Below are 12,658 nucleotides of genomic sequence, written 5' to 3'. Positions count from 1 at the left end.
CCCCCGCCCCCATCCCGGCCAGGCTGGCGTCAATGCGATCGCACCCCTCTTCCACCGCGACGATCGAGTTCGCCACCCCGAGGCTCAGATTATGATGGGCATGCATCCCGGTGGCGGTCTCCGGCTTCAGCACCGCCTTCAGGGCGCGGAAGCGGTCGCGAATGTCGTTCATGTTCATCGCCCCGCCGGAATCCACCACATAGATACAGGTCGCGCCATAAGATTCCATCTTCAGCGCCTGCTGCGCCAGCGCCTGCGGGGAGATCATATGGCTCATCATCAGAAAACCGACGGTGTCCATCCCCAGCTCGCGGGCAAAGGCAATATGTTGCGCGGCGACGTCCGCTTCGCTGCAGTGGGTGGCGACCCGCACCACCCGCGCCCCGGCCTGATACGCTGCTTTCAGATCGTGCAGCGTGCCGATGCCCGGCAGCAGTAAGGTGGCGATTTTCGCCTGGCTCACGACATCCGCTGCCGCTTCAATCCAGGCGATGTCGCTGTGGGCGCCAAAGCCATAGTTGAAGCTGGATCCCTGCAGGCCATCGCCATGGGCCACTTCGATGGAGTCGACCCCGGCCTTATCGAGCGCGCTGGCGATCTGCTGCACCTGCGCCAGGGAATACTGGTGACGAATGGCGTGCATACCATCGCGCAGCGTCACGTCCGAGATATAAAGTTTTTTACCGTTCATGCTGTCGCTCCCGCCGCGCTGTGCATTGCCCCGGCCATTTGCTCCGCCGTCGCCAGCGCCGCCGAGGTCATAATATCGAGGTTGCCCGCGTACGCTGGCAGATAGTGCGCCGCCCCTTCCACTTCGAGGTACACCGCGGTTTTCAGGCCGGAAAAACAGCCGACGCCGGGCAGGTTGACCGGCCTGTCCTCGGGGATAACCTCAAACTGCACCTGCTGCTTCAGCCGGTAGCCCGGGACGTAAGCCTGCACTGCCGCCGCCATTTCGGCGATCGAGGCGGCAATCGCCTCCTGCGACGCCAGCTCGCTCAGGACGTAGACGGTATCGCGCATCATCAGCGGCGGCTCCGCCGGGTTCAGTACAATAATCGCTTTGCCCTTGCCCGCCCCACCGACTTTTTCAATCGCCTGCGAGGTGGTTTCGGTAAATTCGTCAATATTGGCCCGCGTGCCCGGCCCGGCGGATTGGCTGGCGATCGAGGCCACAATCTCCGCGTAATGCACCTTCGCCACTCGCGAGACCGCGGCGACCATTGGGATGGTCGCCTGCCCGCCGCAGGTCACCATATTGACGTTGCCCTGATGGAGATTGGCCGCGAGGTTGACCACCGGTACGCAGTACGGGCCAATCGCCGCCGGCGTCAGGTCGATAACGCGGATCCCCGGCTTCGCTTCGCGCAGCGCGGCATCGTTTTTGATGTGCGCCCCGGCGCTGGTGGCGTCAAAAACAAAATCGATGTCGGCAAATTCCGCCATCTGCATCAGGCCGCCCACCCCTTCGTGAGTGGTCGCAACGCCCAGGCGCCGGGCGCGGGCCAGGCCATCCGACTGCGGGTCGATGCCGACCATCACCGCCATCTCCAGATGCTGGCCGTGGCGCAGGATTTTAATCATTAAATCGGTGCCGATATTCCCGGAGCCGATAATGGCGACTTTACGTTTACGCATCACGATCTCCTTCTCCGGCGGCGACGAAGCGTGCCGCGACTGAGCCAATACCTTCGATATGGGCGACAAAGCTGTCCCCCTCGTTAATCGTCACCATCGGGCCTAACGCCCCGGTCAGCACGATATCCCCCGCCCGCAGCGGTTCGCCGAGACTCGCCAGCTTGCGCGCCAGCCAGACTGCGGCGTTCAGCGGATGCCCCAGACACTCGCTGCCGCGGCCGCTGGAGACCAGCTCCTGGTTGCGGGTCATGTGCATGGCGCACTGCTTCAGATCCAGTCCCGCCGGGCGCTGCGCCGGGCCGCCAATGACGTACAGGCCGCAGGAGGCGTTATCGGCGACGGTGTCGACAAAGCCGATTGACCAGTCGCGAATGCGGCTGCCCACCACCTCAAGCGCCGGCAATACCCATTCGATGGCGTTATACAGTTCATCAAAAGTGGTATCGGCATGCGGCAGATCCTGCTTCAGCACCAGGGCGATCTCGGCCTCCACCTTAGGCTGCAGCACGCGGCCAAACGGCACCTCGGCGTTGTCGCCGTAGCACATGTCGGCAAACAGGGTGCCGAAGTCCGGCTGATTGACGCCCAGCTGCTGCTGCACTTTGGGATGGGTCAGGCCCACCTTGCGGCCCACCACCCGCCGGCCATGGGCCACATGGTGCTGGACGTTCAGGCGCTGGATGGCATAGGCGGCGTCGGCATTGTCGACGCCGAGAATATCGCGCAGCGGGGCGATCGCCTGGCCGCTCTGTTCCGCGTCGCGGAGCTGCCGGGCCAGCGCGTCAAGAGAAAAAGTCATCATTTACTCCTTAAGCCCGTGCGAGGAAATTGAGCACCAGCTGATTAAAACTGTCGGCATGTTCCCACTGCGCCCAGTGGCCGCAGTCGCGGTAAATATGCAGTTCCGAACCGGCGATCCCGGCGAGCAGGCGCAACCCGGCGTCCATCGGCACGAAGCGGTCATTGCGTCCCCAGACGATCAGAGTTGGCGCGCTGATTTCGCCCAGCCGCGGGCCAAAGTCAGGAAACTGCTTCGGGTTGGCTTCCAGGCTCTTGACGAAGTTGTCCAGATGGTCGCGGCGCGACAGCATATTGTTGAGACGCGCCTCGAACAGCGCCTCGGTGAGGTCGCGGGTGTCGAAGACGAAGATGCTCATCATCTTTTTGAGGTTTTCAATGGTCGGCTCGCGGTACAGGGCGTTCAGCAGCTTGATGCCCTCGGTCGGCATCGGCGTGGACAGGCTCATGCCGCCGGTCCCCCCGCCCATCAGCACCAGCTTAGCCACCCGCTCCGGCCAGCTCAGGGTGAAGGCCACCGCGCTATGGCCGCCCATCGAGTTGCCCAGCAGATGGACTTTATCGATCCCCAGCTGATCGACCACGCTTTTCAGAATGCGGGCGTTGAGATCCGAACGCGAGCCGCTGTTGACGATAGCATCGCTTTTGCCCCACCCCGGACAGTCGAGGAGCAGCACGCGATAGCCCGCCTCGACCAGCGGGTCAATATTGCGGCTGAAGTTGGCCCAGCCGGTGGCCCCCGGCCCGGAGCCGTGCAGCATGACCACGGTCTCTTTCCCGTCGCCGCAGTCATTGATATGGATACGCAGCGTGCGGCCCCCCTCGTCGACATTGAGGAATCGGCTGGTGGCGGCTTCAGTTTGCGGTTGATAGCTCATGTTAGTCTCCCGGTTAATCAAATCTCGGTGGTGGCGCTCAGCGAGCCGAATCCGGCGATCCACTCGGGGATCGGCCGGTAATAGCGGCCTTCACTGCGCCAGCGGCCAAAAGCGGATAGCGCGGCAAAAGCGGCCACCCAGGTCTTAATTTCGTGCGTCGATTTGCCGGCCATCGCCGACAGCTCGTCATTGCCGATCGCGTCCAGTTCGCTCAGCCGCCCCTGCTCCAGCAGGCTCATAAAGCGGTTGTCCCAGACCGGGTTGAGGGGATGGAGCGAGTGCGGGTCTTCGGTAAACCGTCGGGCGGCGCTGATCACCCGCTGCTGGCGCAGCGCACGTTCGTCCGGCGGCAGCTGTTTGCCGCCGCCGAGCAGGCGATCGCGCAGATGGGCGTCGGCCTTCGCCAGCTCCGGCACCGGCGGCTGGTGCGAGAGTCCGCCCGAGCCGAGGATCAGCACCCGCTTATTGAGGGTATTGAGAAAGCGGCCCATCGCCTCGCCCAGCAGCCGGGTGCGTTGAAAACCCGGCAGCGGCGCGGCGACGCCGTTAATAAACACCGGCAGCACCGGCACGCGGTCCAGGCCACCCAGCAGAAACTCCAGCGGCTGGGCGAAGCCATGGTCCACCTGCATGTTGTACGACACCGCCAGGTCGATACCGCTGTTGAGGATGGCGTGGGCGCAGGCTTCCGCCAGCTCGGCGGGCACCGGCAGGTCGCCGGCGGCGCTGGCGAAGTCGCCAATCGCGGTGGCGCCGACCCCGAGGCAGAACGGCGGCATCACGTCATAGAAAAAACCGTTGTAGTGATCGGGGGCGAAGAGCACCACCAGCTCTGGATCGAATTCAGCGATCCGCCGCCGGGCGTCGGCAATCACCCCGTTCACTTCATCGAGGACCGCCTGCTCCGGGTCCACGAATCCCACCAGCGGGGTGTGGGAGAGACAGTGCAAATAGGCATGCATATCAGGCCACCTTCTCTTCAGCGTGGGCAGTTTCCTCGATTGCGAGGGCCATTTTTTCCGCCAGAGCGGTCAGCTGCGCGCCGAGGGTTTGCGGGATGGCGAGAGCGGCGACAAAGCGGTCCGGTCTGACCACGGCGATGGCGGTGTTATGCTGAGCAAACCAGCTCTTCAGGCGATTTTGCCTGTCGCCCACCCGCAGCGTGCCGGGGGCGTTATCCTGCTCGCGATGGATCTGCACCTCGGGCACCACCTGGATAAAGCGCACGCCAATCGCGCGCCAGCGGGCGATCTGCCCGGCGTCGAGCCCCCACTGCGGGTTGCAGCCCCAGCCGATAATGGCGAAATTCGCGCCGATGACGTCGTCGAGCAGCACGCTCTCGCCGCTCTCCAGCGTCACCTGCGGTTGAATAAACATTTTGCCCACCGGCGAGGTCTTGCCGGCGCAGTCCGTCAGCAGCGCCCCCTCGCGGTACTGCGGCATCGGCTTAAAGCGCATCTCGAGGAAGTAGCGTTTCACCGGCGGCAGGTAATTCAGCAGCCAGGAGAGACCGTCGCGCACGGCCCCCTGCCAGCGCTTCGGCGGCGCCAGCACGTAGCCGGCGGTGACCGACAGATCAATCATCGCTTTCGCGTGGTCGCGGCGCTCCTGCTGGTAGCTGTCGAGCAGCGCCTCTCCCGCTTTACCGTTGACCACCAGCGCCAGCTTCCACGCCAGGTTGAAGGCGTCGCGCATGCCGCTGTTGTACCCCTGGCCCTGCCAGACCGGCATGATGTGTGCCGCATCGCCGGCCAGCAGCACGCGGTCGATGCGAAAGCGCTCGGCAAGGCGGGCGTTATGCGTATAGACCCGCTGGCGGATCAGCTCGACGCGATCCGGGTCCGGCAGCACTTTGCTCAGCAGGCGGCGCATATTGTGCGGTTCGCTGAGCTGAGCTTCGGTTTCGCCGGGCATCACCATAAATTCAAAGCGGCGCACGCCGTGGGGCAGCGCGGCGGAAACGTAGGGTCGCACCGGGTCGCAGCACAGGTAAACATGCGGGGTGGCCAGCGGGTCGTTAGCGATATCGATGACGATCCACTGATTCGGCGCGGTCTTACCTTCGAAGGGGATGTTCAGCGTACGACGAATGAAGCTGGCGCCGCCGTCGCAGGCCACCAGCCAGTCCGCGCGCACCGTCTCCCGTTCGCCGTCCGGTCCTTTAAGATTTAACGTGACACTGTCACCGTTCTGGCTAAAGGCTTCCACTTCGCGGGAGAAGAGGCAGCGGACCTGCGGGAAACGCTGCAGACCGTGATACATCACCGCATCGACCTGCGGCTGAATGAAGGCGTTGCGCCGCGACCAGCCAAACTCATCGGTCATCGGCTGGATATCGGCAAAGCAGCGGCCTTTTGGGGTGAGAAAACGCATGGCGTGCCACGGCGTGGTATGCGGCAGCACGTCATTCACCAGCCCCACCGCCTGCATCGCCCGCAGGGATTCATCGTCAATGCCGATGGCCCGCGGGTAATCGATCAGTGTGGCGAGCTTTTCCACCACCAGCACGCTGATGCCCATCTGGCCAAGGTAGTTGGCCATCATCAGACCAACCGGACCGGCGCCAACGATGGCGACCTGAGCGGTATGCTGCACGGCGGGTTGAATATCGGGTGTAGATGTTGTCATTCTCAGCGACCTCACGACTCGGAAACTGCCCGGCTGACAGGCAATTTGTTAATCATGTGTAAACGTTTTTTTATAATGGGCTGAGTATAGGGCGGGGGTTTTCGGCTACAATCAAAACATCATCGAATGTGCACCAGGTGCACCACACTGTTTTTAAAGCATTTTAAGGGAGGATTTATGCGTGACGATGGGTCCGCAGCGTACAAAACGGTGCGCGGATTAAGCCGGGGTTTATTGTTATTAAAATTGTTAAATAAATTCGACGGCGGCGCGACGCCGGGCCTGCTGGCGGAGTTTAGCGGCCTGCATCGCACCACCGTGCGCCGGCTGCTGGAGACGCTACAGGAGGAGGGTTTTGTCCGCCGCAGCCGCTCCGATGACAGCTTCCGGTTGACCATTAACGTCCGCCAGCTGAGCGATGGATTTCGTGACGAACATTGGATTTCTGCCCTCGCCACGCCGCTGCTCGGCGAGCTGCTGCGCGAGGTGCAGTGGCCGACAGACATCACCACCCTCGACGTCGACGCCATGGTGGTGCGCGAGACTACCCACCGCTTCAGCCGACTGTCGTTTCACCGCGCGATGGTCGGACGGCGGCTGCCGCTGCTGCTCACCGCCTCCGGACTGACGTGGCTGGCCTTTGCCCCCGACGCGGAACGCGACGCCATCGTCAGCNNATCCTCGCCCGCACCCGCCAGAACGGCTATGGCGAAAACTTCCGCGGCTGGCGGCAGGAGGAGAAAATCGCCTCGATCGCCGTGCCGGTCTGCAGTCAGCAGCGGGTTATCGGCTGCCTGAACCTGGTCTATATCGCCAGCGCGATGACCATTGAGCAGGCGGCGCAGAAGCATCTCCCTGCGCTGCAGAGGGTGGCGAGGCAGATAGAAGCCCGCATGGAAGAGGAAGAAGTGTGGTACGAAATGCCCTGATCGTGATGAGGATAAATGCGATCAACCATTGCGCCCGGCTTCGTTATATAATTTAATACACAACGAATTTTCACGCCATTCGGGCCACACCATGTCAAAACACCCCTTACTGCTGGGCCTGACGCTGCTCAGCGCCAGCCTGTTCACCGGCCAGACCTTCGCCGACCGCACCGTCACCGACCAGCTGGGTCGCCAGGTCACCCTCCCCGACCACGTCACCCGCGTTGTGGTTCTGCAGCATCAGACGCTCAACCTGCTGGTACAACTGCATGCCGCCGAGGATATCGTCGGCGTCTTAAGCAGCTGGCAGAAACAGCTCGGGCCGCAGTTCGCCCGCTTTATGCCCGAGATCGGGCAACTGGCGACCCCGGGCGATCTCACCCAGGTCAATATTGAAAGCCTGTTGGCGCTGCGTCCGCAGGTGGTTTTCGTCGCCAACTATGCGCCGCCGGCGATGATCGCGCAGATCCAACAGGCCGGGATCCCGGTAGTGGCCATCTCGCTGCGCCACGATGCCGCCGGGGAAAAAAATAAAATGAACCCCACCATGGCTGACGAAGAGCAGGCCTATAACGCCGGGCTGATGGAGGGGATCCGCCTTATCGGCGAGGTGGTCGAGCGCCAGCCCGAGGCCGAGGCGCTGATTCACTACACCTTCGAGGCGCGCAAGCAAGCCAATGCGCCGGTGGCCGATATTCCCCAGAACCAGCGGGTGCGGGTGTACATGGCCAACCCCGATCTGAATACCTATGGCGCTGGCAAATACACCGGGCTGATGATGGCGCACGCCGGGGCGCTGAACGTGGCGGCCGCCAGCGTAAAAGGCGCCCGCCAGGTGTCGCTGGAGCAGGTGCTGGAGTGGAACCCCCAGGTGATCTTCGTCCAGGACCGTTATCCGCAGGTGGTCAAACAGATAGAGAACGACCCGCAGTGGCAGACGATCGATGCGGTGAAACATCACCGCGTGTGGCTGATGCCGGAGTATGCCAAAGCCTGGGGTTACCCGATGCCGGAGGCCCTGGCGCTGGGCGAGCTGTGGATGGCGAAAAAACTCTATCCTGCGCGCTACCAGAGCATCGATGTGGACAGTAAAGCCAGGGATTATTATCAGCGTTTTTACCGCGTGGTGTGGATGCCAGATGCCCGCTAACTCTCAGCCCTGGCTGGTGCAGGGAAGCCTGGCGCTAGCGACGCTGGCGATCGCGGTCGCCTCGCTCTGTTTCGGCCAGTACCCGTTAAGCCTGAGCGCCGTTGGCCACACCCTGGTCCATCTGCCGCCAGGTGAAGGGGTGATCGGGCAGATCGTCTGGTCGGTTCGCCTGCCGCGCGTGGTGATGGCCCTGCTGGTCGGGGGCGCGCTGGGGCTGTGCGGCGCCACCTTGCAGGGCGTGTTCCAGAACCCGCTGGTGGACCCGCACATCATCGGGGTGACCGCCGGCTCCGCCTTCGGCGGCACGCTGGCGATCCTGTTGGGCGTCGGCAGTCTGCTGATGATGGCCTCGACCTTTTTCTTCGGCCTCGTCGCGCTGGGTCTGATTTACGCCCTCGCCGCCCTGCAGGGGCGGGACAGCACGCTGGGGCTGATTCTGTCCGGGATCATTCTCAGCGGCTTCTTCGCCGCGCTGGTCAGCCTGATGCAGTACCTCGCCGACAGCGAAGAGACGTTACCGAACATCGTTTTCTGGCTGCTCGGCAGCTTCGCGACCGCCAGCTGGCATAAGGTACTGCTTATGTCCCTGCCCCTGGCGATGGCTGCCGGGGCGCTGTGGAAGCTGCGCTGGCGTATCAACCTGCTGGCCCTGGAGGAACGCGATGCCCGCAGTCTTGGCGTTCCGGTGGCCGCGCTGCGTCGCGGCGTGCTGGTTTGCTGCGCGGTGCTGGTGGCAGCCCAGGTGGCGGTCAGCGGCAGCATCGCCTGGATGGGTCTGGTGGTCCCGCACCTCGCCCGTCTGCTGGTAGGGGCTGACCATCGTCGCCTGCTGCCCACCGCCTTCTGGCTCGGCGCCGCGCTGATGCTGGTGGTGGACGATCTGGCGCGCACGCTGACCCAGGCGGAGATCCCGATCGGGATCGTCACCGCCCTGCTCGGGGCGCCGCTGTTTACCGTGTTGCTGGTGCAATCCCGACGCCGGAGTACGACCTGATGAACAGCTCATTATCGCTGCAAGCGCTACGCTACGGCCACCGTCAGCCGCTCTTCGCCCCGCTCACGCTGGCCTGCCGGCCCGGTGAGATCTGGGCGGTGCTGGGCGCCAATGGCCGGGGAAAAAGTACCCTGCTGGATACCCTGACCGGCGTGCTGCCGCCGCTGGGCGGCGAGATGCAGTGCGAGGGCGGCGTGGCCCTGGTTCCGCAGTCGTTTCGTCCCGCTTTTCGCTGGCGCGTGAGCGATGTGGTGCTGATGGGCCGGGCCCGTCACGTGGATCTCTTTGCCCAGCCGGACGAGGAGGATACCCGGCGGGTTGAGCAGGCGCTGGAGCAGCTGGGGATTGCCGCCCTGGCCGAAGATGACTTCGGCGCCCTCTCCGGCGGCCAGCAGCAGCTGGTGCTGATTGCCCGCGCGCTGGTCAGCGCCAGCCAGAATATCCTGCTGGATGAGCCCTGCTCGGCGCTGGACCTCGGTAACCAGCAGGTGGTGCTGCAGCTGATCGGCGACCTCGCCCACCGCCAGGCGCGCACCGTCCTGTTCACCACCCATGATCCCAACCACGCCCTACAGGTGGCCAGCCATACGCTGCTTCTGCTGCCGGAGGGCCGGTGGCTGGCGGGCGAGACCGCCGACGTGCTGAGCGAAACGCATCTCCGGCAAGCGTACGGCCTGCCGGTACGCCTGATCCGCCATGCCGCCTCCGCCTTCCCTCTGCTGGCGCCGGGGTTTACGCTGCGTCGCTGAACGGCATAAAACCCGCCTGCCGGAGATACCCCTGGCCAACGTCGCCGAGGATAAAGCGATACAGGGCCAGCGCGGCGGGATCGGCCCTGAGACGCGCCAGCTGGTAATCGCAGCGAATATTCCACGGCGCCGGGATGGTCAGGGTACGCAGATCGTCGCAGGTGGCCAGCGCGGGGCCATAGTGCGCATAGCCGATAAACAGATCCGCCAGATTCTGGCGAATAAGCCACGCGCCGGCTATCTCTCCCGGCGGCACGCTCAGTGAGTCTCTGCCGCCGACCAGCTGCTGCGCCCGCCCGGCCATCGCGTTGCCCAGCCCTGGATAGCGTGCCTCAATTCGGGCGAACAGCTGCCAGGTATAATCTCCCGACGGATCGCAGCCCGGCGTGGAGGTCGCCAACCGCAGGCGGATCGTGCTGAGCAGCGCCAGCCAGTCCAGGCCATCGTTGTCCGGCGACCGCCGGGCGGTCAGCATCAGCTGGTTGCTGGCAAATCCCTGGCATTCCTGCGCCAGACCCGCCTGCAGCAGCGCCTGCGGGTGCGCCGCGTTGGCGGAAGCAAAAACCGCGCACGGCGACCCGGCTTCGATCCGCTCGCGCAGCAGGCCGGCAGGGCCAAACTGCGCATCGACCGCCAGGCCAGTGTGCTGCCGAAAGTGCGCCACCAGCGGCAGGAAAGCGCTTCTCAGGCTTCCCGCCGCCAGCAGCGTGAGAGTGGTGTTTGTCATAAGAGGTCGCTATAAACCGGATAATATAGCGCTATATTACCCGGTTTGCCGTCGCGTCAGTAGCGAATTTCTGCCAGGGTCCGCAGCTGCTCGGGGGTGGCTACCGGTAGGTCAAAAAAGCGCAGATAGGCAGGGATCATTTCAAACAGCATGTCGGTCCCGCGCTGGATGTGGCACTGTCGTGCCTGAGCGGCCCTCAGCAGTGGGGTGTACTCCTGAGTCATGACGACTTCCCCCACCCAGGCGCCTGCCGCCAGACGTTCAACGTCCAGCGGCAGCGGATCGCTGGCCTTCATCCCCAGCGGGGTGGCATTGACCACCAGCTCGTGTCCGGCAGGATCGGGCTGCATCAGGGTGATATCGAGCTGCGGATAGTGCTGATGCAGCCGCCCGGCGAGGGCGTGCGCCACCTCGGGCCGGGTATCGTACAGGGTCAGGGCGCTGACCCCCGCCGCCGCGAGGGAGGCGGCGATAGCCGATCCCACCCCGCCGCTGCCAACCACCAGCGCCCGCGTCCCCTGCGGGTTAAACCCTTTACGACGCAGGCCCAGCACAAATCCCTCGCCATCGAACATGTCTCCGCTCAGGCTACCGTCAGCCTCGCGGCGGATGGCATTGCAGGCGCCAGCGATGGCCGCCGTCGGGCTCAGGCGCTGCACCAGATCGCAGGTGGCGATTTTATGCGGCATCGTCACCAGCGCGCCGATGATGTTGGTCATCGTAAACAGCGGCGGAATAAACGCGGCGTAGTCCTCCGGCCTGACCCCCATCGGCACCACCTTCACGTCCACCTGCTGGTCAACGAACCACGGGTTGTAGATCATCGGCGCCTTAAAACTGGCGGTCGGATAGCCAAGGTGCGCTATCAGCCGCGTATTCCCACTAATCACCATGCCTTGCTCCTTTGCTTACTGCGATAACTCGATACGTTTGACGTCGCCGAGGATAAACAGATAGGCCACCACGCCCAGCAGCGCGGCGCCGCCGATGTAGATCAAGGCGTAGAAGAAATTGCCGAACCCGGCAACGATAAAGCCGATCACCAGCGGGGTGAGGATCCCCGCGAGGTTGGCGCAGAAGTTAAACAGGCCGCCGGTCAGGCCGCCCAGCCCCTTCGGGGCGATATCGGAGATCAGCGTCCAGCCGAGACCCACCATCCCCTGGCCAAAAAAGGCAAACGACATCACCAGGATCACCGCCAGGTCGCTCTCCAGCCAGTTGGCGGTAATGATGCAGCTGGCCATCAGCAGGCCGGCGACGATCGGCAGCTTACGACCGAGGTTGGCCGACCCGGTGGCCTTGAGCAGTTTGTCGGAGAGCCAGCCGCCAAACATCACCCCGCCGGCGGCGGCGACAAACGGCAGGATGGAGAAGAAGCCAACCTTCAGCCAGGGCATATGCCGCTCGGTGGCCAGCCAGGTGGGGAACCAGGTGAGAAAAAACACCAGCACGGTATTGCCGGCAAACTGGCCGATGCTGGCGCCGATGATCTGCCGTTTGCTCAGCAGCTGGCGGACCAGCGGCCAGCTGAACGCCACCTGCTGGTCGGTCGGGGCGCTGAGGCCGCCGCCGTTTTCGATATGCTCGCGCTCCTGCTGGCTAAGGCGCGGATCTTCATGCGGTTCGCGGTAGCAGCGCCACCACACCAGGGCAAACAGAATGCCGACGGCGCCAACGCTGACGAACAGCACCCGCCAGCCGAAACCGTCCATGATCCAGAACAGCAGCGGCGCAAAGCAGGCCAGCCCGAGATACTCCCCCACGGTGTACACCGCCGTGGCCTTCGCCCGCTCCTGCTGTGGGAACCAGGCGCTGACCACCCGGCTGTTGACCGGAAAGCACGGCGCTTCGCTAATGCCGAGCCCGAAGCGGCACAGCAGCAGCGTCTTCAGTCCCACCGCCATGCCGTGGAACAGGGTAAACAGCGACCACAGGGTCAGTGACAAAAAGTAGGTCACTTTGTTGCCAAAGCGGTCGAGAAATAATCCGCCGGGTATCTGCGCCAGAGCATAGGTCCAGGCGAAGGCGGAGAAGAGGATTCCCATGATCGCCGGGTCGATCCCCAGCTCAGCGGTGAGCTTTGGGGCGGCGATCCCCAGTACGGTGCGATCGAGATAGTTGATCATGGTGCCAATGGCCAACAGCGCAAGAATGCCGATACGCCGCC

Annotated in this window: 12 protein-coding genes and 1 pseudogene; 4 read left to right on the top strand and 9 right to left on the bottom strand. The window is 63.9% G+C overall.

The genetic code is table 11. The features are described 5' to 3' along the window. The 6 genes from dmpG to KHQ28_RS05300 form a co-directional block, all read right to left on the bottom strand. A partial coding sequence (dmpG, locus tag KHQ28_RS05325; RefSeq protein ID WP_040177064.1) for a 4-hydroxy-2-oxovalerate aldolase occupies positions 1-691 on the bottom strand: 691 nt, incomplete at its 3' end. Continuing rightward, on the bottom strand, positions 688-1,638 hold the full coding sequence (gene mhpF, locus KHQ28_RS05320; RefSeq protein ID WP_004200234.1) for an acetaldehyde dehydrogenase: 951 nt from the start codon (positions 1,636-1,638) through the stop codon (positions 688-690). The genes mhpF and dmpG, both read right to left, overlap by 4 nt. Beyond that, complete coding sequence (mhpD, locus tag KHQ28_RS05315) at positions 1,631-2,437, bottom strand: 2-keto-4-pentenoate hydratase (protein WP_002908598.1); 807 nt, start codon at positions 2,435-2,437, stop codon at positions 1,631-1,633. The genes mhpF and mhpD overlap by 8 nt, the downstream gene beginning before the upstream one ends. Before the next feature lie 10 nt (positions 2,438-2,447). Beyond that, entirely contained in the window at positions 2,448-3,314 is an 867-nt protein-coding gene (gene mhpC / locus KHQ28_RS05310; RefSeq protein WP_032418843.1) for a 2-hydroxy-6-oxonona-2,4-dienedioate hydrolase, read from the bottom strand. A gap of 17 nt (positions 3,315-3,331) precedes the next feature. Then, positions 3,332-4,276, bottom strand: a complete 945-nt coding sequence (gene mhpB, locus KHQ28_RS05305) for a 2,3-dihydroxyphenylpropionate/2,3-dihydroxicinnamic acid 1,2-dioxygenase (RefSeq protein WP_032418842.1) — start codon at positions 4,274-4,276, stop codon at positions 3,332-3,334. Between the two features lies 1 nt (position 4,277). Beyond that, positions 4,278-5,942, bottom strand: a complete 1,665-nt coding sequence (locus KHQ28_RS05300) for a bifunctional 3-(3-hydroxy-phenyl)propionate/3-hydroxycinnamic acid hydroxylase (RefSeq protein WP_032418841.1) — start codon at positions 5,940-5,942, stop codon at positions 4,278-4,280. Between the two features lie 177 nt (positions 5,943-6,119). Between KHQ28_RS05300 and KHQ28_RS05295 the strand changes: the two are divergent. The 4 genes and pseudogenes from KHQ28_RS05295 (at position 6,120) to KHQ28_RS05280 (ending at position 9,764) form a co-directional block, all read left to right on the top strand. Next, positions 6,120-6,871: pseudogene (locus KHQ28_RS05295) on the top strand (DNA-binding transcriptional activator MhpR). Positions 6,872-6,962: 91 nt separating this feature from the next. Then, on the top strand, positions 6,963-8,021 hold the full coding sequence (locus KHQ28_RS05290; protein ID WP_032418840.1) for an ABC transporter substrate-binding protein: 1,059 nt from the start codon (positions 6,963-6,965) through the stop codon (positions 8,019-8,021). Continuing rightward, a complete protein-coding gene (locus tag KHQ28_RS05285; protein ID WP_160904650.1) occupies positions 8,011-9,015 on the top strand; it encodes an iron ABC transporter permease in 1,005 nt (334 codons plus the stop codon). Before KHQ28_RS05290 ends, KHQ28_RS05285 begins: the two co-directional genes overlap by 11 nt. Beyond that, the gene (locus KHQ28_RS05280; protein ID WP_032418838.1) at positions 9,015-9,764 is read left to right on the top strand and encodes an ABC transporter ATP-binding protein; all 750 of its coding nucleotides are present in this window, start codon (positions 9,015-9,017) and stop codon (positions 9,762-9,764) included. The genes KHQ28_RS05285 and KHQ28_RS05280 overlap by 1 nt, the downstream gene beginning before the upstream one ends. On the opposite strand, the gene KHQ28_RS05275 is transcribed toward KHQ28_RS05280, so the two are convergent. The 3 genes from KHQ28_RS05275 to KHQ28_RS05265 all read right to left on the bottom strand — a co-directional run. Continuing rightward, entirely contained in the window at positions 9,748-10,491 is a 744-nt protein-coding gene (locus KHQ28_RS05275; protein ID WP_032418837.1) for a substrate-binding domain-containing protein, read from the bottom strand. The two genes, KHQ28_RS05280 and KHQ28_RS05275, sit on opposite strands and share 17 nt — an antisense overlap. Before the next feature lie 56 nt (positions 10,492-10,547). Beyond that, entirely contained in the window at positions 10,548-11,384 is an 837-nt protein-coding gene (locus KHQ28_RS05270; RefSeq protein WP_032418836.1) for a shikimate dehydrogenase, read from the bottom strand. 15 nt (positions 11,385-11,399) lie between these two features. Further along, on the bottom strand, positions 11,400-12,658 hold a 1,259-nt coding region (locus KHQ28_RS05265; RefSeq protein WP_211777571.1), incomplete at its 5' end, for an MFS transporter.

Origin of the sequence: Klebsiella sp. 28, assembly GCF_018223905.1 — a bacterium.
In the GTDB taxonomy this organism is placed as follows: domain Bacteria; phylum Pseudomonadota; class Gammaproteobacteria; order Enterobacterales; family Enterobacteriaceae; genus Klebsiella; species Klebsiella pneumoniae.
The sequence above is the reverse complement of the archived record's forward strand: the minus strand, read 5'-3'. Positions and strand labels throughout refer to the sequence as shown.

Bases quoted from the DNA above. Each gene is read 5' to 3' on its own strand.
- mhpF (WP_004200234.1), bottom strand. From the start codon at position 1,638: ATGCGTAAACGTAAAGTCGCCATTATCGGCTCCGGGAATATCGGCACC.
- mhpD (WP_002908598.1), bottom strand. From the start codon at position 2,437: ATGACTTTTTCTCTTGACGCGCTGGCCCGGCAGCTCCGCGACGCGGAA.
- mhpC (WP_032418843.1), bottom strand. From the start codon at position 3,314: ATGAGCTATCAACCGCAAACTGAAGCCGCCACCAGCCGATTCCTCAAT.
- mhpB (WP_032418842.1), bottom strand. From the start codon at position 4,276: ATGCATGCCTATTTGCACTGTCTCTCCCACACCCCGCTGGTGGGATTC.
- KHQ28_RS05300 (WP_032418841.1), bottom strand. From the start codon at position 5,942: ATGACAACATCTACACCCGATATTCAACCCGCCGTGCAGCATACCGCT.
- KHQ28_RS05290 (WP_032418840.1), top strand. From the start codon at position 6,963: ATGTCAAAACACCCCTTACTGCTGGGCCTGACGCTGCTCAGCGCCAGC.
- KHQ28_RS05285 (WP_160904650.1), top strand. From the start codon at position 8,011: ATGCCCGCTAACTCTCAGCCCTGGCTGGTGCAGGGAAGCCTGGCGCTA.
- KHQ28_RS05280 (WP_032418838.1), top strand. From the start codon at position 9,015: ATGAACAGCTCATTATCGCTGCAAGCGCTACGCTACGGCCACCGTCAG.
- KHQ28_RS05275 (WP_032418837.1), bottom strand. From the start codon at position 10,491: ATGACAAACACCACTCTCACGCTGCTGGCGGCGGGAAGCCTGAGAAGC.
- KHQ28_RS05270 (WP_032418836.1), bottom strand. From the start codon at position 11,384: ATGGTGATTAGTGGGAATACGCGGCTGATAGCGCACCTTGGCTATCCG.